The sequence below is a fragment of the Nereida ignava genome (assembly GCF_047114695.1).
Classification (GTDB): Bacteria; Pseudomonadota; Alphaproteobacteria; order Rhodobacterales; family Rhodobacteraceae; genus Nereida; species Nereida ignava.
The window spans coordinates 718,038-741,953 of record NZ_CP112885.1 but is presented as its reverse complement, the minus strand read 5'-3'; the positions used below and the strand labels follow the sequence as shown (position 1 = coordinate 741,953).

Sequence of the window (23,916 nt, the reverse complement as noted above, 5' to 3'; positions counted from 1 at the left end):
TGCTGCGTCCGCACAACGCACAATGCTGCATTGCAGCTATGCGTCTTTTGCAACGCTTCGTCACAGGTCTTTTGCCGTGTACCGTTAGCGCTAGCTGAAAATCGGCGGTAATGGGGCGGTGGATGTGGCTTGTGATCTGTACAGAACGGGTTATTTGCCGAAGGGAATACGCAATGAGCCGATGCCAAAGGAAGGTCCACTGATGTCCAGTAAAGAAGAAGTCCTAAAAGCCCTGTCATCTCTTACGCTGCCTGATGGGGGCGATTTGGTGTCGCGCGATATGATCCGCGCTTTAAGTGTTGAGGGCGGCACCGTTCGGTTCGTAATCGAAGCCCCCGATCCCGAAGCTGCTGCGCGCATGGATGGTGTGCGCCGTGCGGCTGAGGCGGTGGTTGGTAAAGTTGCTGGTATAAGTACTGTGAGTGCCGTGCTGACAGCCCACGGGCCATCTACGCCCGCAGCCAAACCACAAGCTGCACCTTCCGCGCCTCCCAGCCTGAAGATTGGCGGACACCCGACAAAGCAAGAGGGCGGTCCCAAGCCTGTCTCCGGCGTTGACCGTATCTTGGCGATTGGGTCGGGCAAAGGCGGGGTTGGCAAATCGACAGTATCGTCAAATCTGGCAGTCGCTTTGGCCAAGCAGGGACGTAGAGTTGGGCTGCTTGATGCAGATATTTATGGTCCCAGTCAGCCGCGTATGTTGGGTGTTTCAAAACGTCCTGCCAGCCCAGATGGCAAAACAATCATTCCTCTGCAGGCCCACGGCGTAACAATGATGTCCATCGGTCTGATGCTTGACCCCGACAAAGCGGTTGTGTGGCGGGGGCCAATGCTAATGGGCGCACTCCAACAAATGTTGGGGCAGGTTGAGTGGGGCAAGCTTGACGTTCTGATCGTTGATCTTCCGCCAGGCACGGGTGATGTGCAGCTTACGCTTTGCCAGCGCGCGGCAGTGACAGGGGCAATCGTAGTTAGTACCCCGCAAGATGTGGCGCTTTTGGATGCACGACGCGCGCTTGATATGTTTGATAATCTGCGCACACCGGTTTTGGGCCTGATAGAGAACATGAGCACGTATATCTGCCCCGAGTGTGGCCATGAGGCGCATCTGTTCGGGCATGGGGGCGTTGAGGCGGAGGCTGCGAAAATTGGCGCACCTTTCCTTGGGTCGTTACCGCTTGATCTGGATACGCGGCTTGCCGGGGATGCTGGTACGCCCATCGCGGCTGGTGACAGCCCTATGGCGCAGGCCTACGCTCAATTGGCTGAACGCCTTGTTGCAGGCGGTATGGCTTAGACAGACACCTCAATTGTATTGAAGTTCAAGGCGCTCCTTCGGGGCGCCTTTTTTGCTGCATGTGATAATGATATGTGGGAAATCATGGGAGTGTTCAGTAGTTTAGTGTTTGTATCTCGTAGATTTTATCAAATAATCGCTCAAATTAGGTGGGATAGGTCGGCTTTTTTTAGCTAAAGTGATGAAAGTTGGGATTTTTTGGTAATTATTTGAACAATACCGCTACTACTACATTTAGTGTTAATGGCTACATGATACTACATGATGATGTAATTAAGGTGGTGTAAAGTATAGTTTGCTTCATGATTTACTAAGTTTTTAAGGCGTTTAGCTCGAAAAAAGTTGTTGCTTCCCATAAATTCCCATGTATTCCTAAGTTTATCGAAGCGGTGAGCACACATTTAAGGGGCGTCTCAAGAACCCCACCCGGCGACCGAAAAGGTTTCATACAGGCCTCACTTCTTCGATCAACGAGATCCGGCGCGTGAGCGAGCAGACATCCCCCCAGGTGGCGCGCGCAGTCGGACTTCCCCGCAAAGGGGCACAGGCGGGTTGATCAGTGGCAGCAGATCAACCCGCCTTTTTAATTAAAGGGCCGCGCATTTCAGTGCGTAGGTCGCAAGGTAGCAACAGGAGCCGGTTCCTCGATGGTCCGTGCGTTCAGAGGCGAATACCACCAGAAGGTGGATGCGAAGGGCAGGGTCTCAATTCCCGCGCCCTTTCGACGTGTCTTGGAGGCAGGTGATCCCGCGTGGGAAAATGGCAAGTTGCCAGAGTTTGTCCTAGTTTATGGCGATGACCGGCGTGCCTTCCTTGAAGGGTTCACTGTGGATGGCATGGCTTCAGTTGATGCTAAAATTCGCAAATTGCCCCGTGGGTCCAAAAAGCGTCATGCTTTGTCGCGCCTTTACAGTGGTCGCTCGGTAACGCTTAGCGTTGATGAAACGGGGCGGTTCGTTTTGTCTCCCAAGCTGCGCGAAAAGCTGGGCATTACGAACGAGGCCTACTTCATCGCCAACAACGATACATTTGAAATTTGGACGCCTGAGACATTCGAAGCTGAGAATAACCTCGCGTTGGATGACGAGGATTTCGATCCGGATTTGGACCCGTCAGTTTATCTTGATGGGGATGAGGAATAATCAATGGGCGCCGCTTCTACACCGTCCGCTGATCCGCATATTCCCGTTCTTTTGCGTCCTTTGTTGGAGGCTGTAGCGCCTGTAGGTGGTGTCTGGCTTGATGGTACACTGGGGGCCGGTGGCTATACGCGCGGGCTCCTTGAAGCAGGTGCAGAGCAGGTGATTGGCGTTGATCAAGATCCGCTAGCACTTGAGATGGCAAAATCGTGGGCCGATGATCGCGTGACGCTGGTTGCTGGGAATTTCGCGAAACTTGATACTTATGCGGAAAATCTTGACGGCATTGTTTTGGACCTTGGGGTAAGTTCGATGCAGCTTGACCAAGCCGAGCGCGGCTTTTCGTTCATGAAGGACGGCCCCCTTGATATGCGGATGGCCCAAGATGGACCTTCGGCGGCTGATCTGATCGCGACATTGTCCGAAGCTGAAATAGCGAATGTTTTGTTTCTATATGGTGAAGAACGCGCCTCTCGCCGGATCGCAAAGGCAATCGTGAAGGCACGCGCTGCGGCCCCTATTACGACAACTCTTGAGCTTGCCGACCTGATTGCAGGTCAACTGCCGCGCTCAAAACCGGGTCAAAGCCATCCTGCGACTCGCAGCTTTCAAGCGATCCGCATTGCGGTGAATGGTGAGTATGATGCGCTTTATCAAGGTCTTATGGCTTCTGAGCGGGCGTTGAAGCCCGGTGGTAAATTGGCGGTGGTCACGTTTCACTCCACCGAGGACCGGATGGTGAAACGCTTTTTGCAAATGCGTGCGGGCACGACGGGTAATGCCAACCGTTATGCACCGGAGGCTGAACAAGAAATCCCTGCGTTTGCTCTGAAGTCTCGCAAAGCAATCGGGCCAGATGCGCAGGAACTTGAGGAAAACCCCCGCTCGCGCAGTGCAAAGCTACGTGTTGCAATTCGTAGTGATGCTCCGGCTGATCTGGCGGGCGAAACACTGGCGCCGCGCGACATTGGCATGCCGACGTTGGGAAGGGGCTAAGCGATGCGCACGTTGCTTTATATCAGCGCGGCACTTGCGGTCATGGGGCTGGCTTTTTGGGCCTACCAAGAAAATTATCGGACGAAAGATGCCTTGGCAGAGGTTCGTGTCCTACAGCGTGACATCGCTGAGGCGCGCGATACGTTGGGCATTTTACGTGGTGAGTGGGCATATCTGAACCGGCCTGAGCGGCTGCGCGATTTAGCCGAGATCAATTTTGATTTGCTGGGTCTTTTGCCGATGGAGCCGCAGCAATTTGGCCGCGTTGACCAGATCAGTTATCCTTCTGTGATTGCGCCGCTTGGGTTGATCACGGGCGCCGTTGATACAAACGCGACACTTGGGGACGCACAATGATCCGCACGCCACTTCGCCCCCTTGCTCGCATCTTGAAAGCCCGCGAAAGCGGCGAAAATCCTGATGCGATTGAACGCGATAACAAGCGTAAGCGTCACGAAGAAATGCGCGATCAGTCCCGCCGCCGTGCTGAGGGCAGTTTGGTGGTGTTGGGGTTGTTCTTTTTGACCGCCTTCGGTGCTGTGGGTGGGCGGATGGCGACGCTGTCTGCCTCGGATGTAGCAGAGCCGCGCAGCTCTGCGATGAATGTGCAAATCCGATCAAACCGCGCAGACATTCTGGACCGCCGTGGCCGCATTTTGGCGACAAATCACGACACGTATTCGCTGTATGCACATCCTCATCAGATGATTGATAAGGACGGCACAATTACCAAATTGCTTGAGATATTTCCTGATCTGAACGAGCAAAAACTGCGCAAGGAACTTGGCGGCAATCGCAAGTTTGCATGGGTTAAAAAACGGCTTAGTCCCGAGCAAAAGCAAGCCGCACATGATATTGGTGACCCAGGGTTGTTGTTCGGGCCGCGTGAGATGCGTCTTTACCCCAACGGCGCAATTGCGGCGCATATCTTGGGCGGTACGCGTTTTGGTGAGCAGGGCGTAAGTAGTGCAGAAGTACTGGGCGTTGCGGGGGTTGAGAAGTTCTTCGATGACCGTTTGCGCGACCCTGCCAAAGCCAATGAGCCACTTGAGTTGTCGCTTGACCTGACGGTGCAGGCAGCATCCGAAGAAGTGCTGTTCAACGGTATGAAGATCATGAACGCCAAAGGCGCGTCATCGGTGTTGATGGACGCAAAAACCGGCGAGGTGATCAGCGTCGTTAGCCTACCTGATTTTGATCCCAACAACCGCCCGCGTCCTTTGACGGTTGCTGACAAAGACAAAGACCAAAGCGACAGCCCACTTTTTAACCGCGCGTTACAGGGTGTGTACGAGCTTGGCTCGACGTTCAAGATTTTCACAGCCGCACAAGCTGTTGATCTGGGTATCGCTGATGCCGAGACCATCATTGATACAAAAGGTCCGATGCGTGTTGGAAGGCGTTCTATCGGTGAGTTTGAGAACAAGAACTACGGTAAACTTAGCGTGTCGGACATCATGGTGAAGTCTTCGAACCGCGGCACCGGACGTTTGGCGCTTGAGATCGGCGCAGAGCGTCAGCAAGAGTTCCTCAAATCTTTGGGCTTTTTTGAGGCCGCACCCGTTGAAACTGTTGAGCGTGGCACGCCTTTGCTGCCTCCCAAGTGGACCGAGTTAAGCACTGTGACCATCAGTTATGGCCACGGCTTGTCTACCTCACCCATGCAGCTTGCTGCGGGTTATGCGGCCATCGCGAATGGTGGCACGGCGGTCACGCCAACACTGTTGAAACAAGACAGCACAGTGCCGCTTGGCCCCCGCGTGATGTCGCCCGAGGCGGCACGCGAGGCGCAAAAAATGCTGCGCGCTGTGGTCACTGATGGCACCGCAAGTTTTGGCGATGTGCCAGGATATTCAGTTGCCGGTAAAACAGGTACGGCAGATAAACCAAAACCAACGGGCGGATATTATGAGGACCGCGTCATTGCGACCTTTGCGACAATGTTCCCAAGCCATGATCCAAGGTACGTTTTGATTGTGACATTGGATGAGCCCGAGATCATGGGGCTGGGTCGGATGCGTCGCTCGGCGGGATGGACTGCGGTACCAGTGACCGCTGAAATGATCCGGCGTGTGGCACCGCTTTTGGACCTGCGCCCAACTGTTGAACCTGCTAGCCTTGCGCGTGTAACACTGACCTCACAGTAAGGCCTTCGCGGCAGCGGCGCGCGGCTGTCAGGGCGGGACATCACTGGGTGTGTTTTTGAGGAGCATTGGCAGAAATGACGACTAAAACACTTTCGCAACTTGGGCTGACGGCGGCACGGGACGTTGCCATCACAGGGGTGGCTTTAGATAGCCGCGTCGTGGAGGCTGGCTTTTTGTTTGCGGCTTTCGCAGGTGCGCAAGTTCATGGGGCCAGCTTTATTCAATACGCGCTGCGCCAAGGGGCTGCGGCAATCTTGACTGACCCTAAGGGCGCCGAGATCGCCAAGGAAGAATTGGCCGCCTCTGATGCGGTGCTGATCGTAGCAGATGAGCCACGCCAAACGTTTGCGCGCGCCACCTCCCTTTGGTTCGGCGCCCAGCCCGAGACTATGGTGGCGGTGACGGGCACCAATGGCAAAACATCTGTTGCCACTTTTGTGCGGATGATTTGGGAAGAGATGAGCAAGCCTGCGGTTAACCTTGGAACAACCGGCGTTGAGGGGCACTGGACCGCACCGCTAGCGCACACGACTCCAGATCCCATTACGCTGCACGCGGCTTTGGCTGAGGCTACGCAGAACGGTGTGACATATGCGGCGATGGAGGCGTCATCGCACGGGCTGGATCAGCACAGGCTGGACGGGTGCCATATCAAAGTGGCGGGCTTTACGAACTTCACCCAAGATCATCTGGACTACCATGAGACGTTCGAGGCGTATTTCGCCGCCAAGATGGGTCTTTTTGAGCGCGTTCTGGTCGAAGACGGCACGGCGGTTATCAATATCGACGATGCAATGGGGCCGCGCGTTAAACAGCTTTGCGTTGCCCGTGACCTTAATGTGATCACCGTGGGCAAGGCCGAGGACGCAGACCTGCGCATATTGGATCACCGTCTTGATGCCACAGGCCAGACACTGCGGATCGCGTGGCAAGGTAAAGCGCGGACGCTGCGCCTGAACGTCATGGGGCAGTTTCAAGCAGAGAACGCCCTTGTTGCAGCAGGCATGGTCATTGCCGCAGGCGGTGCAGCGGATGAAGTATTTGACAGTCTTGCGCATCTTAAAACCGTGCGCGGCCGCATGGAGTTGGCCGCGACCCGCCAAAACGGTGCGGCGGTTTTCGTAGATTACGCGCATACGCCTGATGCGGTGCGATCGGCTATCGCCTCGCTACGCGGGCACATCATTGGCAAACTGGTTGCTGTCATCGGCGCCGGCGGGGACCGTGATATTACTAAACGGCCGTTGATGGGTGCGGCTGCGGCCGCGGCGGCGGATGTGGTGATTGTGACTGATGACAACCCGCGCTCCGAAGACCCTGCAGCGATCCGCGCAGCAGTCATGGAAGGGTGTCCCGATGCGATTAATGTGGCCGATAGGGCAGAGGCAATTTTGCGCGCAGTCGATATGCTGGAAGAGGGTGACGCCCTTTTGATTGCAGGCAAAGGTCACGAGACGGGTCAAATCATTGGTGCGGATGTTTTACCATTTGACGACGTGGAACAGGCCAGCATTTCAGTGGCCGCTTTGGACGGGATGATGTGAGATGAGCTTATGGACCAGTGCACAAGCGGTTGAAGCCACAGGCGGGGTCGCCCAAGGAAGCTGGGCCGTAGATGGCATTAGCATTGACACGCGCACGATTGAGGCGGGCGATTTATTCGTTGCTCTGAAAGACGTACGCGACGGGCATGATTTTGTGGCAGCTGCCCTTGCGGCCGGTGCGGGTGCTGCCATGGTTTCGCGTGTACCTGACGATGTGCCAAGCGATGCCCCACTTTTGATTGTTGATGATGTGTTGGCCGCGCTTGAGCGTTTGGCAGTCGCAGCACGTGCACGGACCGATGCCAAAGTTGTTGGTATCACGGGCAGTGTTGGTAAAACCTCCACCAAGGAAATGCTTCGCGATGTGTTGTCTGCCCAAGGGCGTACCCATGCGTCTGTTGCCAGTTACAACAACCACTGGGGCGTGCCGCTTACATTGGCGCGAATGTCTGCGGATACACAGTTTGCCGTCATTGAAATGGGGATGAACCACCCCGGTGAAATTGCGCCACTATCCAAGTTGACCCGCCCCCATGTGGCGATGGTGACAACAGTCGCACCTGCGCATCTTGAGGCTTTTGAAAATATCGAAGGCATCGCGCGTGAAAAGGCCTCAATCATTGACGGGCTGCTGGCAGGCGGTGTTGCTGTGTTGAACGCTGATATCGCGACGAGTGAAATTTTACAAAACCATGCGCTCAAATCAGGCTGCCAGATGCGGCTTTTTGGTGAAATGTCGTCTGCTTACCAATTGCGTTCAGCCCGCGTTTTGAATGACCTAACAATTGTGGAAGCCCGCATTGAAACAGACACAGGCACAGAAGACATTTTGTTCAAAGTGATGTCCGCAGGCACGCATTTTGCGATGAATGCGCTTGGTGCATTGGCAGTTGTGGATGCGCTTGGTGGCGATCTGGGCCGTGCAGCGATTGATATGGCACGCTGGCAGCCGCCTGCGGGACGCGGCATGCGCGAGCGGATTGTGCTTGATGTTGTTGATACGGATGCTGTGATCGACGTTATTGATGATGCCTATAACGCCAACCCTGCGTCCCTTGCTGCGGCCTTGGCGGTGCTAAGCAGTGCAGAGCCGCAAGATAATCTTGGGCGGGTCAGCTCAGGCAGACGCATCGCAATCTTTGGCGATATGCTTGAGTTAGGTAGCGATGAAATGGCCATCCACGCAAGTGTTGCCCAAGATCCAAATTTGGCCGCCGTCAGCAAAGTGCATTGTGTCGGACCGCGCATGAAGGCGCTTTATGATGCGCTTGGGGCACCACAGCGCGGGCGGTGGTACGAAACGGCCCAGGAACTTGCTGCCGAAGTGAGCCATATCGTCGATGCCGGTGATGTGGTTTTGGTCAAGGGTTCATTGGGCAGCCGTGTCACGCAGGTCGTTGATGCCTTGCGTAAATTGGGTCAAAGCACTACCAGTACCACCTAAATCCTGATGAAGAACGGGGACGACCACAAAATGCTGTATTGGCTGACCGAGCTTTCTGACGGGGGCGATTTTTTCAACCTTTTTCGCTATATTACTTTTCGCGCGGGTGGGGCGTTTCTAACGGCGTTGATTTTCGGATTTGTGTTTGGGCCGACGCTCATCAACGTGTTGCGCCGCAGACAAGGCAAGGGTCAGCCGATCCGCGAAGACGGCCCACAAGGTCACTTTGTTAAGGCGGGCACACCCACGATGGGGGGCTTGCTTATTCTTTCAGCTGTCCTGTTTTCAACGCTGGTTTGGGCGCGGTGGGACAACCATTTCGTCTGGCTGATTTTATTCGTCACAATGACGTTTGGGGCCATCGGCTTTGCGGATGACTATGCCAAAGTCTCAAAGCAAAATACCGACGGGGTCAGTGGTCGCGTGCGGCTTTTGTTGGGCTTTGTCATTGCGGGTATTGCTGGCTTTTGGGCCAGTCAGGTGCATCCGGACCAATTGGCCAATCAACTGGCGCTGCCGATTTTCAAAGACACGCTGATTAACATGGGCTTTTTCTTTGTGCCATTTGCGATGATTGTCATCGTTGGGTCCGCAAATGCGGTGAACCTGACGGACGGTCTGGACGGTTTGGCGATCATGCCTGTGATGATTGCTGCGGGTACTTTGGGTGTGATTGCCTACGCGGTGGGTCGCGTGGATTTCACCGAGTATCTTGATGTGCATTACGTGCCGGGCACCGGCGAAATTTTGATCTTTAGTGCGGCGTTGTTTGGCGGCGGGCTTGGCTTTCTTTGGTACAATGCCCCTCCTGCGGCGGTGTTCATGGGGGACACAGGTTCGCTTGCGCTTGGCGGCGCGCTCGGCGCGATTGCGGTGGCCACAAAGCACGAGCTGGTTCTTGGTATTGTAGGCGGTCTGTTCGTGGTTGAGGCGCTTTCGGTGATCATTCAGGTGCTTTATTTCAAGCGGACCGGCAAACGGGTTTTCTTGATGGCGCCTATCCATCACCACTATGAGAAAAAAGGGTGGGCCGAACCACAGATTGTGATCCGGTTCTGGATTATCTCACTTATTCTCGCGATGATCGGTCTGGCGACGCTCAAAGTACGGTAAGCTGTGAGCCGTCGGGCTTGGATATTTATAAACAAAAGAAAAAGTAGGGTGCGGCGATGATCCCTGTGCAAGGTTTTGAGGGTAAGCGGGTTGCGGTCTTGGGTCTTGGGCGCTCGGGATTGGCTGCGGCGCATGCGTTGGAAGAAGGCGGGGCGGAGGCGCTTTGCTGGGACGATAGTGAGCAAGGACGTCTGCGTGCCGAAGGGCAGGGGCTGTTGTTGCACGACCTGACCAAGCAAGGCGCGTTTGAGGACGTGTCTGCCCTGATCGTTAGCCCCGGAATTCCGCATCTTTATCCCGCACCACACCCTGTTATTGCGCTGGCGTGGGCCGCTGGCGTGCCCGTGGATAACGACATCGGGCTGTTTTTCCGCAGTTACGCTACCAACGATTGGAACGCATTTGACCGCACGCCGCAGGTGATCGCTGTCACAGGTAGCAACGGCAAATCCACAACATCTGCGTTGATCCATCACATTTTACAGGCAAGCGGCCGGCCCTCGCAGTTGGCTGGCAACATTGGCCGTGGGGTGTTGGACATTGAACCGGCGCATGACGGCGAAGTGATTGTGCTTGAGTTGTCGTCTTACCAAACCGAGCTTGCGCGCGCCTTGACGCCTGATGTTGCGGTTTGGACAAATCTAAGCGCCGATCACCTTGATCGTCATGCAGGAATGGGCGGGTACTTTAACGCCAAGCGCCGGCTTTTTGCAGAAGGTGGTCCAGAACGGGCTGTCATCGGCATCGATGAAATTGAAGGGCAGTTTTTGGCCAACCAGACGGCTACAGCTGCGGGTGAGGATCGGGTGATTTCTGTCTCGGTTGAGCGTAAGCTGACGTCAAATGGCTGGAGTGTTTTTGCCAAGAAGGGCTTTCTCGCGGAGTGGCGCAAGGGTCGCCAAGTCGCCAGCATTGATTTGCGTGGCATTGCGGGTCTGCCCGGTGCACATAATCATCAAAATGCTTGCTCTGCTTATGCCGCCTGCCGTGCGGTGGGTATCGGCCCGCGCCAAATTGAGGCCGCACTTCATACCTTCGCAGGTTTGCCCCACCGGTCCCAGACTGTTGCAGAGCACCGTGGAATTCGTTTTGTGAACGATAGCAAAGCGACCAACGTGGATAGTGCCGCCAAAGCGCTTCAGGCATTCCAAAACGTGCGCTGGATTTGTGGGGGCTTGCAAAAAGAGGGCGGTCTTAACGCGCTTCTGCCGCATCTTGGCAATGTTCAGAAAGCTTACGTCATTGGGCGCGAGGCAGAGAGTTTTGCGCGCCAGCTTAGCTGCGACGCTGCCGTGTGCGGATCAATGCAAGAGGCTGTCTCTCAGGCCGTAGCGGATGCGCAGGAAGGTGATGTTGTCTTGTTGGCGCCAGCGGCTGCAAGTTTTGATCAATACGACAGCTTTGAGGCCCGCGGAGATGATTTTGTGGATTGCGTCAAGCGTGTGGCCGCGGACTAGATGGCGATGCCTTAGCCCGCGATTGCTGTGCCCGCGGCCCATCCAGATGACCATGCCCACTGAAAGTTGTATCCGCCAAGCCATCCGGTAACGTCGACAACTTCACCGATGAAATAAAGCCCTGGTACGCTGCGGCTTTCCATTGTTTTTGAGTTGAGAGCATCGGTGTTCACGCCGCCAAGGGTCACTTCGGCGGTTCTGTATCCTTCGCTACCTGTTGGGCGCATTTCCAATTCGGTCAGAACTGCTTCAAGCTGGGCCAGATCATTGTCGGATTGATCGGCTAAATTTCCGCTAAGCCCCGCAATTTCTATGATGTAGTTGGCAAGCTTTGAGGGCAGATGCGCGCCCAGTGCTGTGTGAACGGCCATGCGGCCGGCTTGTTGACGCTGGTCTTTGAGCGCCTGCACAATGTCGAGCGCAGGCTCAAGATGCAGAAACAAGCTGTCTTTTTCGTGCCAATACGAACTGGCTTGCAATATGGATGGTCCAGAAAGACCGCGATGGGTGATCAGCAACCCTTCTTCAAAAGCGGCACCATTACAGCTGACCCGCGCATTGAGTGACACGCCTGCCATGGGCTTTAGGGCCTCCATGATATCTTGTCCGAAGGTAAGGGGAACCAGCCCTGCGCGGGTCGGCAACACATCAATGTCGAATTGTCGCGCAATCCGGTAGCCGAAGTCTGTAGCACCCATTTTGGGAATTGATTTGCCGCCAGTGGCCACAACCAAATTCGCGGTTGAGACGGATGTAAGCTTGCCTTCGTGCATTAAGGCTACGTCAAAACCGTTTTCGGTCTTGGCGATATGCTCAACAGAGGTGTTGAGGCGAATGTCCGCACCGCGCGCTTGGGTTTTGAGCAGCTTGATGATGTCCTTGGCGGAGGTGTCGCAAAACAACTGACCCAGCGTTTTCTCATGGTAGGGAATGCCTGCTGCGGTGACCATCTCGATGAAATCCCACTGGGTGTAGCGTGACAGGGCTGACTTGCAGAAATGCGGATTTGCACTCAGAAAATTCTGTGGCTCTGCGTACATATTGGTAAAGTTGCACTTACCCCCGCCCGAAATGCGGATCTTTTCACCAGCCGCTTTGGCGTGATCCACAACCATAGTTTTGGGGCCGCTGTGGGCGGCGCACATCAAGCCTGCGGCGCCAGCGCCAATGATGAGTGTATTAATTTGCATATCTGTTGAGTGGCCCAGGTTACGCGCGTTGGCAAGCGGAGTGCCGCTTGCCGTACTCAGAAACCTCAAATTCATGCGTAATTTCCGTAGAATCACATGTGGTTTCGTAGTAATGTATCCCTAGAGACCCCGAAAACGGGGCGATTGAGGCGGTTAGAGTAGGTAAACCATGACAGAAATGGTCTATGGCACGGTTCCCGTGCGTAGCGGCGATGCTGTGCTTCCACGCTGGTGGCGCACGATCGACAAGTGGACAATGTCGTGCATTCTGATCCTGTTTGGGATCGGTTTGCTGCTTGGACTTGCGGCGTCCCCTCCGCTTGCTGCCAAAAATGGCTTCGCTCCGTTTCATTATGTAGAGCGTCAGATCATTTTCGGATTTATGGCGATGATCACCATGTTTGTCGTGTCGATGATGCAGCCTGATATGGTGCGCCGCTTGGCGGTTCTTGGATTTATGGCTTCATTTGTTGCGCTTGCGGCTTTGCCTGTTTTTGGAACGGACTTTGGAAAAGGTGCGGTGCGGTGGTATTCGCTTGGGTTTGCGTCTTTGCAGCCGTCCGAGTTTTTGAAGCCCGGTTTTGTTGTGATGGCGGCGTGGATGATGGCGGCCAGTCAGGAACTTGAAGGCCCTCCCGGCAAATCCATGTCATTTATCTTGTGCGTCATGATCGTTTTGATGTTGGCGCTACAACCTGATTTTGGCCAAGCGTGCTTGGTTCTGTTCGGCTGGGGCGTGATGTGGTTTGTCGCTGGCGCGCCTGCGGTTTTGTTGATCGGTCTGATGGGGTTGGTCATCGCGGGTGGCTTTGTTGCCTATTCCTCAAGCGAGCACTTCGCGCGCCGCATTGATGGCTATTGGTCGTCCGAAGTTGATCCCACAACCCAGCTTGGCTACGCGACCAATGCTATACGTGAGGGTGGTTTTTTTGGCGTGGGTGTTGGCGAAGGGCAGGTTAAGCAATCACTGCCAGATGCCCACACGGACTTCATTATTGCTGTTGCGGCTGAAGAATATGGCCTCTTTTTAGTGCTGATTATTATCCTTCTTTATACCGCAATCGTGCTGCGCTCGCTGCACCGTTTGACCCGTGAACGGGATCCGTTCATTCGTCTGGCGGGTACGGGGTTGGCGTGCACATTCGGTATTCAGGCTTTGGTTAACATGGGTGTCGCGGTGCGGTTGTTGCCGGCAAAAGGTATGACCCTTCCGTTTGTTAGTTATGGTGGCTCGTCGTTGATCGCTGGTGGTATTGCAGTTGGGATGTTGCTCGCGTTCACACGCAAACGCCCGCAAGGTGAGATTGGTGATATCCTGTCCCGCCGGGGCGTGTAAGTCATGGCGGGCAAACCCCTCCTGATCATCGCGGCGGGCGGCACGGGCGGGCATATGTTTCCCGCGCAAGCACTGGCAGAGTCGATGCTTGCACAAGGCTGGCGTGTTGTTCTGAGCACAGACGCGCGCGGTGCGCGCTACGCCGGTGGCTTTCCCGCTGGCGTGAAAATAGAGCAGGTTAGCAGCGCTACTCTGTCGCGTGGTGGTATTTTGGCAAAAGTGTTGGCGCCGTTTCAAATCATTGCAGGGTGTGTGGGCGCAACTTTGACAATGCTGCGCGACCGCCCTGATGTGGTGGTCGGGTTCGGTGGTTATCCCTCAATTCCCGCTTTGACAGCGGCAACTTTGCTGCGTCGCCCTCGCATGCTGCACGAGCAAAACGGTGTGTTGGGCCGCGTGAACAAACTGTTTGCGTCCCGTGTAAGCCGCGTTGCATGCGGCACGTGGCCAATGAGCCTTCCAGATGGCATTGAGGGGGTTCCAACGGGCAACCCTGTGCGTGAAACCGTGCTGGCCCGCGCTGCAGCGGGGTATATTCCGCCCGGAGATTATCCCATGTCGATTGTCGTCATTGGCGGCAGCCAAGGCGCGCGTATTTTGTCTGATGTGGTGCCAGCGGCCATCGCGCGACTGCCCGAAAGTGTCCGCGCGAATGTGCGCGTCATCCATCAAGCACGCGGAGAAGACGAATCCCGTGTTACAGAATTTTACGCACAACACGGCATCACTGCGCACGTGCAGCCGTTCTTTGATGATATTCCCACTCTGTTTGCAGAAGCCCAGTTGGTCATCAGCCGTGCAGGCGCAAGTAGTGTAGCGGATATTTCAGTGATTGGTCGGCCATCGATTTTGGTGCCACTTGGCATCGCGACAGATGATCACCAAACCGTAAATGCGCGTGGGCTTGCAGAAGCTGGCGGGGCTGTGGTGATGACCGAAGATACTTTTACGGTTGAGGCGGTCGCAGCGCAGATCTCAGGTATTCTTAGCGATTCGAAAAAAGCAACTGCAATGGCGCAGGCGGCGCTTGGGGCGGGGCGGCCAGATGCGACCCAAGCCTTGGCTGATCTCACATTAGAACTGGCGCAAAGCCAGCACAAAACACAAAAATAAAAAGACGGTAGGCACTGATATGGCAGCAACGAAACTTCCCACGAAATTAGGCGCGCTTCACTTTGTGGGGATTGGCGGCATTGGCATGTCCGGCATTGCCGAAGTTCTTCTGGATCATGGCTATACTGTGCAAGGCTCGGACTTGAAGGCATCCAAAATCACGGATCGTTTGGCCGGTTTGGGGGCTAAAATTTTCGTCGGGCAGGCTGCTGAAAACCTTCAGGATGCGGATGTTGTGGTGATCTCTAGTGCGATCAAGCCCGGTAACGCTGAATACGATGCTGCGCGGGCGAAGGGCCTGCCGATTGTGCGCCGCGCCGAAATGCTGGCGGAATTGATGCGCTTGAAATCTAACGTGGCCGTCGCGGGAACCCACGGCAAAACCACGACGACAACCATGGTCAGCGCGTTGTTGGATGCGGGCGGTGTCGACCCGACTGTTATCAACGGCGGCGTAATTCACGCCTACGGTTCTAACGCACGCGTGGGGCAGGGGGAGTGGATGGTGGTTGAGGCCGACGAAAGCGACGGTACCTTCAATAGGCTCCCTGCAACGATTGCTGTGGTCACCAATATTGACCCCGAGCATATGGAGCATTGGGGCAGTTTTGATAACCTGCGTAAAGGCTTTCTGGACTTCGTTTCAAATATTCCGTTTTACGGCTTGGCAGTGTGTTGCACGGATCATTCCGAGGTGCAGTCCCTGGTGGGCAAGATCACGGACCGGCGTGTTGTCACCTATGGTTTTAACGCACAGGCTGACGTGCGTGCAGTGAACCTGATGTACCGCAATGGGGCGGCGTATTTCGATGTGGCTTTGCAAGGCGAGGACCAGATGATTGAGGGCTGTATGTTGCCTATGCCCGGCGATCACAACGTATCCAATGCGCTGGCCGCAGTTGCTGTGGCGCGCCATCTTGGTTTGAAGCGTGATGAGATCAAATCAGCGCTTGAGAATTTTCGCGGTGTGAACCGACGCTTTACGCGTATCGGTGAAGTAGGTGGCGTGACGATTATTGATGACTATGCACACCATCCGGTTGAGATTGCTGCGGCCCTTCGTGCAGCGCGGCAGGCAACAGAAGGCCGCGTAATCGCTGTGCACCAACCGCACCGTTATTCACGCTTGCACGACCTGTTCGATGACTTTTGCAGCTGTTTTAATGACGCAGATGTTGTGGCAATTTCCGAGGTCTTTGCCGCGGGCGAAGATGTCATCGAAGGGGCTAACCGTGATGACCTGGTGGCGGGGCTAATCCGGCATGGCCATCGCCACGCCCGTGCGGTTGTGGGTGAGGATGACCTTTTGCGCTTGGTACGCGAACAAGCCGTGGCAGGGGATATGGTCGTATGCCTTGGTGCCGGTACCATTTCAGCTTGGGCCAATGGCTTGCCCGCAAAAATGGGAGCCGATCAATGATTGTTAGTGCATCCATCGTGTCATGTTGTGTCTGGGCCTTACTGGCTAGTATCACAGCGCTGTTGCCGTTGCGGGTCCAGTATGCGCCCGCAATTATGTTGGCAATCGTTGTGCCATTTTTGCTTATTTTCGTGGGATTTGAACATGGCCTTGGTGCCGTCGCACTTGGTCTTGCGGCGTTTGTATCGCTGTTTCGCGTGCCACTTTTGTATGTAGCGCGTCAAATGATTGGCGAGCCTGTACGCTCATGAGTGCGACTGTTTTGATCTGCGGTTGGGTGGTTCTTGCTCAAATCCTTCAATCGGTCCCGTCCAAAGACAATCACTGGGGGCGGGCGTATTTCTTGATAGCGGTCGGTATTCCGACCCTCGGCATGGCAACGTATTCGGGTGGCGTTTGGGCGGCTGTGCTGGGCCTTGGTGTTGGTATTGCTGTGCTGCGCTGGCCGCTGTATCGCGGTGTGAATTGGCTCAAAGATAAGGCGCTACGATGACGGATTGGCCCGATGTGCGCGGACGACTTACCCAAGGGCGCGCCCTTGCGGACCTGACGTGGTTGCGTGTTGGTGGTCCCGCTGACGTGCTTTTCCAGCCTGCTGATGTGGACGATCTTTGTTCGTTTCTCGCGGCCCTACCTGCTGAGACGCCGGTGTTCCCAATGGGTGTCGGTAGCAATTTGATTGTTCGTGACGGTGGGCTGCGCGCGGCTGTCATTCGGATGGGGCGCGGTTTTAATGACATAGAAATTAGCGGCACCACTGTGCGGGCAGGGGTTGCAGCACTTGATGCCCATGTGGCGCGTAAAGCAGCCGATGCCGGTCTTGATTTGACGTTCTTGCGTACAATCCCAGGTTCAATTGGTGGTGCTGTTCGGATGAATGCGGGATGTTATGGACGGTATACCGCCGATCACTTTATCAAGGCAGAAGCCGTAACGCGCAGTGGTGAGCGGGTTGAGCTTGGTCCTGACGATTTAGCCTTTGGCTATCGAACATCTACGTTGCCCGAAGGCTGGGTATTGACCCATGCGGTGTTTGAGGCGCCCGCGGGCAATCCGCAAACTTTGCACGACACAATGGCGGTTCAGCTGGCCAAGCGCGATGAAACCCAGCCGACCAAAGACAGAAGCGCGGGCAGCACTTTTCGCAACCCTGCGGGGTTCAGCTCAACTGGGCGGGCGGATGATGTTCACGACCTCAAGGCGTGGAAGGTGATTGAAGATGCTGGCCTGCGCGGGTTCACACTTGGCGGTGCGCAGATGTCTCCCAAACATCCAAATTTTCTCATCAACACTGGGGATGCCACCGCTGATGATCTGGAAAAACTGGGCGAGCTGGTGCGAAAAAAGGTTTACGAAAACAGTGGCCTGACGCTAGAGTGGGAAATTATGCGAGTGGGTGAACCCGCCGCAAAATAAGCGCGCAAAAAGCGGGCAATGATAAGAATGGCGGGCAGAGCAGCCCTCGGACATGAAAAGAAGCGTGCAACCATGCGCGCGCAATCCGTTCTGACGAGAGCGGGGAGATGAGGCAAGCGGTGGGTAAGTCAGGCAGTGACCCCCTTAAAATTGCAGTACTGATGGGCGGGCCAAGCGCAGAGCGTGAGGTCTCTTTGTCGTCCGGTGAGCAAGTGTGCGCGGCACTCAGTAGTCTTGGTCATGATGTACACTCAATTGATGCTGGCAAAGATCTTGGCGCGCAGCTGTTGGCGCTTGCTCCTGATGTGGCGTTCAATGCGCTGCACGGACGGTGGGGCGAGGACGGGTGTGTTCAGGGCCTGCTTGAATGGCTTAATATCCCCTATACGCATTCGGGTGTTATGGCATCTGCGATCGCGATGGACAAAACCCGCACCAAAGAGATTTATGCCGCGGCCGCGCTGCCTTTTGTACCGAGCGTGATTGCGCGGCGCGAAGATGTGATGGCGTCTCACGTGATGCCTGTGCCGTATGTGGTTAAACCCAATAATGAAGGGTCCAGCGTTGGGGTCTATCTGGTTGCTGATGACGCCAATGGCCCTCCGCACCTGTCCGACGACATGCCAGATGAGGTGATGGTCGAAGCTTATGCAGATGGTCGTGAGTTAACAGCCACAGTCATGGGGGGGCGTGTTTTTGCCGTAACTGATATTCTGACCGACGGTTTTTATGACTATGATGCAAAATATGTAGCGGGTGGGTCGCGCCATGTTGTGCCTGCGGATATTCCGGATGACATCTCCAAGGCGTGTCAGGATTACGCGTTACGCGCCCATTCCGCATTGGGCTGTCGTGGTGTTTCGCGAACTGATTTTCGCTGGGACGACACGCGTGGCATTGACGGTATTATCCTGCTTGAAACCAACACGCAGCCGGGGATGACGCCCACTTCGCTTAGCCCCGAGCAGGCGCAACACGCAGGGCTGTCATACGCTGAGTTTTGCGAATGGATGGTGAGGGACGCGTCATGCAACAGATAGGCAAGCGCTCAATTCTACGTGCCCGCACGTCCAATACTGCACAGCCCGAGGCGTCAGCGCCGCGCCGTGACCCCGCGCCGTCAAAGTGGGCATATCGTTATCACCGTCTGCGACTGCGCCCCGGTTACCGCAACTTTGTGCGCCTTGGTTTGCCGTTGTGTGTAGCGGCGCTTGTTGCGGGTATTTATTTTGCTCAGTCAGATAACCGCGCCAAAACAGTTGCTGCGTGGCAGCAGGCCCGTGCACAACTTGAAACCCGACCCGAGTTCATGGTCAACGTCATGGCAATCGATGGGGCGTCTGATGCGACAGCCACCGCAATTCGTGAAGTTTTACCTGTTGATTTGCCTGTCTCCAGTTTTGATCTGGACCTTGAGACAATGCGCCAAACAGTTGAAAGCCTTGATGCCGTGAAGACCGCATCTCTTGCGGTTCGTACAGGAAATTTGCTGCAAATAGATGTGTATGAGCGGGTGCCAGCGGTTGTTTGGCGTCATCACGAGGGGATGGAACTGCGTGATGATGCAGGGCACCGTGTGGCAGCAGTTGAGGACAGAAATGCTTACCCGCATCTCCCACTGATTGCAGGCATGGGGGCGCAAGACCACGTAGCCGAAGCGCTGCAAGTGATCGCTGCCGCGGCGCCAATTGCTGATCGTGTTCAGGGATTGGTCCGCATGGGCGAGCGCCGTTGGGATGTTGTTTTGCAAACAGGGCAGCGCATAATGCTGCCCGTGGATGCGCCTGTAACGGCCCTTGAGCGTGTGGTGATTTTGGACCGTGCACAAGATATTTTGAACCGTGATGTCATGGCCGTTGATATGCGATTGTCATATCGCCCGACTGTACGGCTGGGCGAAGCGGCCCGCGACGATATCCGTGAAATCAATGAAATTGAGTTTGGAGGCCAACGATGAGCCAGCCCTATGCCATGCAGCGTGCCATGCGAACCGCCCGCAAAGCGGCCCTTCAAAAAGGTGTCATTGCGGTATTGGACATCGGCACATCAAAGACAGCGTGCTTTGTTTTACGTTTTGACGGCTCTGAAGGCCCGTCCTCCGAGGGGATCGGGTCATTGGCAGGACAGTCAAGTTTCCGCGTCATTGGTGTTGCAACAACCCGTTCACGTGGGGTGAGTTTTGGTGAAATCACCACAATGGCTGAGACCGAGCGCGCCATTCGTACCGCTGTGCAGGCTAGCCAAAAAATGGCCGAGACCCGCGTAGATCATGTGATTGTGTCTTTTAGCGGTGCGAACCCACGCAGCTACGGTCTTGATGGTAAAGTCGAACTTGAGACTGGCGTTGTGACGGATGCGGACATTGGCCGGGTTCTGGCGATGTGCGATGAGCCTGACATCGGTGCGGGCCGCGAGGTTTTGCACGCGCAGCCTGTGAACTTTGCGCTGGATTACCGGTCCGGCCTTGCGGATCCGCGCGGGCAGGCGGGGCAAGAATTGATGACCGATCTGCATCTGCTGACAGTTGATGCACCTGTAATTCAAAACATCGTGCAATGCGTGAAGCGCTGCGACCTAGAGCTGGCTGGCCTTGCTTCGGCGGCATATTCCAGTGGTCTTTCTGCCTTGATCGAGGATGAGCAAGAGCTGGGCGCTGCATGTATCGACATGGGCGGCGGCTCGACCAGTATTTCGATCTTCATCAAGAAACATATGATTTACTCAGATGCGGTGCGTATGGGCGGCGATCACGTTACATCCGATATCGCGATGGGTCTGCGTGTGCCAACACCAACAGCGGAACGGCTTAAGACATATTACGGCGGCGTTCACGCCACGGGTATGGATGACCGTGACATGATCCAACTTGGCGGTGACACGGGTGATTGGGAGCTTGATAGCCGTCAAGCAAGCCGCGCGGAGTTGATTGGTATCATGCGTCCCCGCGTAGAAGAAATTTTGGAAGAAGCGCGCGCACGGCTTGATGCGGCGGGCTTTGAACATTTGCCAAGCCAGAAGATTGTGCTGACTGGTGGCGCGAGCCAAATCCCCGGCCTTGACGGGTTGGCCAGCCGCATTTTGGGACAGCACGTCCGCATGGGGCGGCCGTTGCGGGTTCAAGGGCTTCCGCAGGCTGTAACGGGACCTGCATTTTCGTCTGCTGTTGGGCTGGCGCTTTTTGCGGCGAACCCTCAGGACGAGTGGTGGGACTTTGATGTACCAACTGAAATGTATCCTGCGCGCAGCCTAAAGCGCGCCTTCCGGTGGTTCAAAGACAACTGGTAACCCCGAAATCTATGGCTATACCCCCAGATAAGGGGCGTTTGAGCGGTTTTTTGCCGTTATTTTGTGCTGAAATCACCGTTTTTCAGGTGACGCGCGCCAATTGTCGCGGTATCATACTCTCCAATGAAGGCAGTACGCACCTGGAAAAGCAGGGCGAGCACAATGTTGAAAACGAGCCGCATCCAGAAATTTGGGGGCTGCGGCGAACTCAGGCGGATATATCACTATGGCACTTAATCTCTCCATGCCCGGACAAGAAGATCTCAAACCCCGCATCACTGTTTTCGGTGTTGGGGGTGCTGGCGGTAACGCTGTTGATAACATGATCGAAAAAGCCCTTGAGGGTGTTGAGTTCGTGATTGCCAATACAGACGCGCAGGCATTGCAGCAGTCTGGCGCGCCATCGAAAATCCAGCTTGGTGTAAAAGTAACCGAAGGCCTTGGTGCTGGGGCGCGCGCGTCTGTTGGTGCTGCCGCTGCCGAAGAAAGCATTGAGCAAATCGTTGACCACCTTGCGGGTGCGCACATGTGCTTTATTACCGCTGGGATGGGTGGTGGCACCGGTACAGGTGCGGCGCCAATCATCGCGCAAGCGGCGCGTGAGTTGGGTGTTTTGACTGTTGGTGTGGTTACAAAGCCGTTCCAGTTTGAGGGTGCAAAACGCATGCGTCAGGCTGAAGAAGGTATTGAGGCACTGCAAAAGATGGTCGACACGCTGATCATCATTCCGAACCAAAACCTGTTCCGCTTGGCGAATGAAAAAACTACGTTCACCGAAGCTTTCTCGATGGCTGACGATGTCCTTTATCAAGGCGTGAAAGGCGTGACTGATTTGATGGTCCGCCCCGGTCTGATCAACCTCGACTTTGCAGATGTTCGCGCTGTGATGGACGAAATGGGCAAGGCGATGATGGGAACAGGCGAGGCGTCTGGCGAGGATCGTGCGCAGCAGGCTGCAGAGAAAGCCATCGCGAACCCACTTCTCGACGAGATCAGCCTCAACGGCGCGAATGGCGTGCTCATCAACATCACTGGCGGTTACGATCTTACATTGTTCGAACTGGATGAAGCGGCAAATGTTATCCGTGACAAAGTGGACGCGGATGCAAATATCATCGTCGGTTCAACTTTGGACACAACTCTCGATGGCATCATGCGGGTCAGCGTTGTGGCAACCGGTATCGACGCTGCCACCAGTGTACACGATATGCCTGCCCCACGCCGCGCCAGCGCTACACCTGCTGCGCCACAACAGGCCGCTCAACCAGAGCCAGCTCAGCCCGCACCAGTAGCCGCGCGTGAAGCCACGGCAGAGCCGAGCCTGTTTAACGAGCTTGACGCTGAGCAGCCTGTCGAGGCTGATGCCGCAGAGAACATCTTTGACGCTTCTTCTGCTGGCGGTGACGTACCTCCTCCCGCGTACCAGCCAGCACCTGAGGCGCCTGCGGCCGAGCAGTATGTCGCGCCGCAAGCGCCTGCACCTGGGCAGCCCTCTGCGGAAGCGCTTGCGCGTTTGAATGCAGCCGTGTCCAACACGCCGGCACGTGAAGCGCAGCCTGCTCCAACTGCAGCCCCTGCGCCGCAAGCGCCCGAAGCAGCAGAGCGTCCTCGTTTTGGCATCAACAGCCTAATTGGTCGCATGACTGGTGGAGCAGAGCAGTCTGAGCGTTCTGCACCGGCGGCGATGCGCCAGCAGCCTCCGGTTCAAGAAGCATATGATGATGAGCAAAGCACAAATGCCGAGCAAGACCGCATCGAAATTCCTGCGTTCTTGCGCCGTCAAGCAAACTAGGTTTAGCTAAATAACTTCAACGGGCCGCTTCCTTTGGAGGCGGCCTTTTTTATTTGATATTAATGACTTGACGAAAAGTATGGCGAGGTTCCGCCGAGCCGCAGATCGACTGTTACAAAACGTTACAAACTGTTAATTGTGACTTTGGCGGGCTTTTCATAGCAAGGTTGCACAAAAGCATCACCTGTCTGAGGCACATCTTGCAAACAACATTGCGTACCCCTGTTACATTTACCGGCACCGGCCTGCACTCTGGCCGCGCTGTGCGTATGACAGTCGCGCCTGCCTCTGCGAATTACGGTATCTGGTTTCGCCGCACGGATGTGGCGTCCTCGAAAGACAATTTGATCCCAGCCACGTGGGACCGCGTAGAAATTTCTCCGCTATGCACGTTGTTGGTCAATGATGCTGGTGTAACGGTTTCGACGGTTGAGCACGTTATGGCGGCATTGACCGGCTGCGGTATTCATAATGCGATGATCGAAATTGATGGTGGCGAAGTGCCCATTCTGGACGGCAGTTCGGTCACTTTTGCACAATCTTTCCTGAACGCGGGCGTGCAGACTTTGGGCGCGCCGCTGCAAGCGATCCGAATTCTGAAAGACATTGAAGTTACAGTAGACGGTGCGACTGCATCACTCTCCCCTTCAGATGCGCTTGAAATAGATTTCTCAATTGATTTTGCGGACGGCGCGATTGGTCGACAGCGCAAGCACCTCAATCTGCGCAACGGCACGTTTGTGCGTGAGCTGTCCGACAGCCGTACGTTCTGCCGTCAATCAGACGTGGACGCGATGCGCTCAAATGGTTTGGCGTTGGGTGGCACATTGACCAACGCGGTTGTTGTTGATGGTGACGCAGTCCTCTCGCCAGGTGGGTTTCGCCACGCGGATGAAGCGGTACGTCACAAAATGCTCGATGCGTTGGGTGATTTGTCGCTTGCAGGGCACCCTATTTTGGGCCGGTACACCGGCGTTCGCGCAGGGCACGCAATGACGAACCGTCTGTTGCGCGCGCTCTTTGCGGACCCAAGCGCCTTTGAAGTTGTCACATGCACACCTGAAATGGCATCTGGCCTTCCGGGCGCAGGTGTTGAGGTGTTGGATCTGCCGCAAGCCTGCTGATCAATCGTTTTTGTTTATGTTCTGGGCGCGTCACTGCGGATAGCCTCTGGATAAATCTTTGAGCAGTCTTTACACATTTTGTTAAAGGACCGAGAGAGGGATC

21 protein-coding genes are annotated in these 23,916 nt (G+C 55.5%); 20 read left to right on the top strand and 1 reads right to left on the bottom strand.

Annotated elements, in window-relative coordinates; genetic code table 11:
• The first annotated feature begins 202 nt into the window (after nucleotides 1–202).
• The 9 genes from OLX08_RS03565 to murD all read left to right on the top strand — a co-directional run bounded on the left by OLX08_RS03565 (nucleotide 203) and on the right by murD (nucleotide 11,137).
• Nucleotides 203–1,297, top strand: coding sequence for an Mrp/NBP35 family ATP-binding protein (locus OLX08_RS03565; protein ID WP_391482554.1), 1,095 nt, complete (start codon nucleotides 203–205; stop codon nucleotides 1,295–1,297).
• A gap of 647 nt (nucleotides 1,298–1,944) precedes the next feature.
• Nucleotides 1,945–2,439 carry a division/cell wall cluster transcriptional repressor MraZ gene (gene mraZ, locus OLX08_RS03560; RefSeq protein WP_048597852.1) on the top strand — a complete coding sequence of 165 codons (495 nt, stop codon included), beginning with the start codon at nucleotides 1,945–1,947 and terminating at the stop codon, nucleotides 2,437–2,439.
• 3 nt (nucleotides 2,440–2,442) lie between these two features.
• A complete protein-coding gene (gene rsmH / locus OLX08_RS03555; protein WP_391482552.1) occupies nucleotides 2,443–3,432 on the top strand; it encodes a 16S rRNA (cytosine(1402)-N(4))-methyltransferase RsmH in 990 nt (329 codons plus the stop codon).
• 3 nt (nucleotides 3,433–3,435) lie between these two features.
• Nucleotides 3,436–3,789: a cell division protein FtsL gene (locus OLX08_RS03550; RefSeq protein ID WP_048597854.1), complete on the top strand. Its 354-nt coding sequence runs from the start codon at nucleotides 3,436–3,438 to the stop codon at nucleotides 3,787–3,789.
• Nucleotides 3,786–5,579, top strand: a complete 1,794-nt coding sequence (locus tag OLX08_RS03545) for a peptidoglycan D,D-transpeptidase FtsI family protein (protein WP_391482550.1) — start codon at nucleotides 3,786–3,788, stop codon at nucleotides 5,577–5,579. The genes OLX08_RS03550 and OLX08_RS03545 overlap by 4 nt, the downstream gene beginning before the upstream one ends.
• Nucleotides 5,580–5,653: 74 nt before the next feature.
• The gene (locus tag OLX08_RS03540) at nucleotides 5,654–7,123 is read left to right on the top strand and encodes a UDP-N-acetylmuramoyl-L-alanyl-D-glutamate--2,6-diaminopimelate ligase (protein WP_391482549.1); all 1,470 of its coding nucleotides are present in this window, start codon (nucleotides 5,654–5,656) and stop codon (nucleotides 7,121–7,123) included.
• 1 nt (nucleotide 7,124) lies between these two features.
• Nucleotides 7,125–8,567 carry a UDP-N-acetylmuramoyl-tripeptide--D-alanyl-D-alanine ligase gene (locus tag OLX08_RS03535; protein ID WP_391482547.1) on the top strand — a complete coding sequence of 481 codons (1,443 nt, stop codon included), beginning with the start codon at nucleotides 7,125–7,127 and terminating at the stop codon, nucleotides 8,565–8,567.
• 30 nt (nucleotides 8,568–8,597) lie between these two features.
• Complete coding sequence (mraY, locus tag OLX08_RS03530; protein WP_391483165.1) at nucleotides 8,598–9,680, top strand: phospho-N-acetylmuramoyl-pentapeptide-transferase; 1,083 nt, start codon at nucleotides 8,598–8,600, stop codon at nucleotides 9,678–9,680.
• A gap of 56 nt (nucleotides 9,681–9,736) precedes the next feature.
• On the top strand, nucleotides 9,737–11,137 hold the full coding sequence (murD, locus tag OLX08_RS03525) for a UDP-N-acetylmuramoyl-L-alanine--D-glutamate ligase (RefSeq protein WP_391482546.1): 1,401 nt from the start codon (nucleotides 9,737–9,739) through the stop codon (nucleotides 11,135–11,137).
• A gap of 11 nt (nucleotides 11,138–11,148) precedes the next feature.
• Here murD and OLX08_RS03520 read toward each other — a convergent pair whose 3' ends face one another.
• Nucleotides 11,149–12,327, bottom strand: coding sequence for an NAD(P)/FAD-dependent oxidoreductase (locus OLX08_RS03520; protein ID WP_391482545.1), 1,179 nt, complete (start codon nucleotides 12,325–12,327; stop codon nucleotides 11,149–11,151).
• A 169-nt stretch (nucleotides 12,328–12,496) separates the two neighbouring features.
• Between OLX08_RS03520 and ftsW the strand changes: the two genes are divergently transcribed.
• The 11 genes from ftsW to lpxC all read left to right on the top strand — a co-directional run bounded on the left by ftsW (nucleotide 12,497) and on the right by lpxC (nucleotide 23,813).
• Nucleotides 12,497–13,663, top strand: a complete 1,167-nt coding sequence (gene ftsW, locus OLX08_RS03515) for a putative lipid II flippase FtsW (protein ID WP_334066152.1) — start codon at nucleotides 12,497–12,499, stop codon at nucleotides 13,661–13,663.
• Nucleotides 13,664–13,666: 3 nt separating this feature from the next.
• On the top strand, nucleotides 13,667–14,776 hold the full coding sequence (locus OLX08_RS03510) for a UDP-N-acetylglucosamine--N-acetylmuramyl-(pentapeptide) pyrophosphoryl-undecaprenol N-acetylglucosamine transferase (protein ID WP_391482543.1): 1,110 nt from the start codon (nucleotides 13,667–13,669) through the stop codon (nucleotides 14,774–14,776).
• Nucleotides 14,777–14,795: 19 nt separating this feature from the next.
• Nucleotides 14,796–16,196, top strand: coding sequence for a UDP-N-acetylmuramate--L-alanine ligase (gene murC, locus OLX08_RS03505; RefSeq protein WP_391482540.1), 1,401 nt, complete (start codon nucleotides 14,796–14,798; stop codon nucleotides 16,194–16,196).
• Nucleotides 16,193–16,447: a DUF2484 family protein gene (locus tag OLX08_RS03500; RefSeq protein ID WP_391482538.1), complete on the top strand. Its 255-nt coding sequence runs from the start codon at nucleotides 16,193–16,195 to the stop codon at nucleotides 16,445–16,447. Before murC ends, OLX08_RS03500 begins: the two co-directional genes overlap by 4 nt.
• Complete coding sequence (locus OLX08_RS03495; RefSeq protein WP_391482537.1) at nucleotides 16,444–16,689, top strand: DUF2484 family protein; 246 nt, start codon at nucleotides 16,444–16,446, stop codon at nucleotides 16,687–16,689. Before OLX08_RS03500 ends, OLX08_RS03495 begins: the two co-directional genes overlap by 4 nt.
• The gene (gene murB, locus OLX08_RS03490; protein WP_391482536.1) at nucleotides 16,686–17,612 is read left to right on the top strand and encodes a UDP-N-acetylmuramate dehydrogenase; all 927 of its coding nucleotides are present in this window, start codon (nucleotides 16,686–16,688) and stop codon (nucleotides 17,610–17,612) included. Before OLX08_RS03495 ends, murB begins: the two co-directional genes overlap by 4 nt.
• Nucleotides 17,613–17,719: 107 nt before the next feature.
• Nucleotides 17,720–18,652, top strand: coding sequence for a D-alanine--D-alanine ligase (locus tag OLX08_RS03485; RefSeq protein WP_391482534.1), 933 nt, complete (start codon nucleotides 17,720–17,722; stop codon nucleotides 18,650–18,652).
• Entirely contained in the window at nucleotides 18,640–19,569 is a 930-nt protein-coding gene (locus OLX08_RS03480; RefSeq protein ID WP_391482532.1) for a cell division protein FtsQ/DivIB, read from the top strand. Before OLX08_RS03485 ends, OLX08_RS03480 begins: the two co-directional genes overlap by 13 nt.
• Complete coding sequence (gene ftsA, locus OLX08_RS03475; RefSeq protein ID WP_341247127.1) at nucleotides 19,566–20,897, top strand: cell division protein FtsA; 1,332 nt, start codon at nucleotides 19,566–19,568, stop codon at nucleotides 20,895–20,897. The genes OLX08_RS03480 and ftsA overlap by 4 nt, the downstream gene beginning before the upstream one ends.
• A gap of 226 nt (nucleotides 20,898–21,123) precedes the next feature.
• Complete coding sequence (gene ftsZ, locus OLX08_RS03470) at nucleotides 21,124–22,689, top strand: cell division protein FtsZ (RefSeq protein ID WP_391482530.1); 1,566 nt, start codon at nucleotides 21,124–21,126, stop codon at nucleotides 22,687–22,689.
• A gap of 200 nt (nucleotides 22,690–22,889) precedes the next feature.
• The gene (lpxC, locus tag OLX08_RS03465; RefSeq protein WP_391482528.1) at nucleotides 22,890–23,813 is read left to right on the top strand and encodes a UDP-3-O-acyl-N-acetylglucosamine deacetylase; all 924 of its coding nucleotides are present in this window, start codon (nucleotides 22,890–22,892) and stop codon (nucleotides 23,811–23,813) included.
• Nucleotides 23,814–23,916 lie beyond the last annotated feature (103 nt).

Coding starts and splice junctions, on each gene's coding strand:
- mraZ (WP_048597852.1), top strand. CDS start 1,945: ATGGTCCGTGCGTTCAGAGGCGAATACCACCAGAAGGTGGATGCGAAG.
- murC (WP_391482540.1), top strand. CDS start 14,796: ATGGCAGCAACGAAACTTCCCACGAAATTAGGCGCGCTTCACTTTGTG.
- mraY (WP_391483165.1), top strand. CDS start 8,598: ATGCTGTATTGGCTGACCGAGCTTTCTGACGGGGGCGATTTTTTCAAC.
- OLX08_RS03500 (WP_391482538.1), top strand. CDS start 16,193: ATGATTGTTAGTGCATCCATCGTGTCATGTTGTGTCTGGGCCTTACTG.
- OLX08_RS03545 (WP_391482550.1), top strand. CDS start 3,786: ATGATCCGCACGCCACTTCGCCCCCTTGCTCGCATCTTGAAAGCCCGC.
- OLX08_RS03565 (WP_391482554.1), top strand. CDS start 203: ATGTCCAGTAAAGAAGAAGTCCTAAAAGCCCTGTCATCTCTTACGCTG.
- ftsZ (WP_391482530.1), top strand. CDS start 21,124: ATGGCACTTAATCTCTCCATGCCCGGACAAGAAGATCTCAAACCCCGC.
- OLX08_RS03510 (WP_391482543.1), top strand. CDS start 13,667: ATGGCGGGCAAACCCCTCCTGATCATCGCGGCGGGCGGCACGGGCGGG.
- OLX08_RS03540 (WP_391482549.1), top strand. CDS start 5,654: ATGACGACTAAAACACTTTCGCAACTTGGGCTGACGGCGGCACGGGAC.
- OLX08_RS03550 (WP_048597854.1), top strand. CDS start 3,436: ATGCGCACGTTGCTTTATATCAGCGCGGCACTTGCGGTCATGGGGCTG.
- ftsW (WP_334066152.1), top strand. CDS start 12,497: ATGACAGAAATGGTCTATGGCACGGTTCCCGTGCGTAGCGGCGATGCT.
- murB (WP_391482536.1), top strand. CDS start 16,686: ATGACGGATTGGCCCGATGTGCGCGGACGACTTACCCAAGGGCGCGCC.
- murD (WP_391482546.1), top strand. CDS start 9,737: ATGATCCCTGTGCAAGGTTTTGAGGGTAAGCGGGTTGCGGTCTTGGGT.
- OLX08_RS03520 (WP_391482545.1), bottom strand. CDS start 12,327: ATGCAAATTAATACACTCATCATTGGCGCTGGCGCCGCAGGCTTGATG.
- ftsA (WP_341247127.1), top strand. CDS start 19,566: ATGAGCCAGCCCTATGCCATGCAGCGTGCCATGCGAACCGCCCGCAAA.
- OLX08_RS03485 (WP_391482534.1), top strand. CDS start 17,720: ATGAGGCAAGCGGTGGGTAAGTCAGGCAGTGACCCCCTTAAAATTGCA.
- OLX08_RS03495 (WP_391482537.1), top strand. CDS start 16,444: ATGAGTGCGACTGTTTTGATCTGCGGTTGGGTGGTTCTTGCTCAAATC.
- OLX08_RS03535 (WP_391482547.1), top strand. CDS start 7,125: ATGAGCTTATGGACCAGTGCACAAGCGGTTGAAGCCACAGGCGGGGTC.
- rsmH (WP_391482552.1), top strand. CDS start 2,443: ATGGGCGCCGCTTCTACACCGTCCGCTGATCCGCATATTCCCGTTCTT.
- OLX08_RS03480 (WP_391482532.1), top strand. CDS start 18,640: ATGCAACAGATAGGCAAGCGCTCAATTCTACGTGCCCGCACGTCCAAT.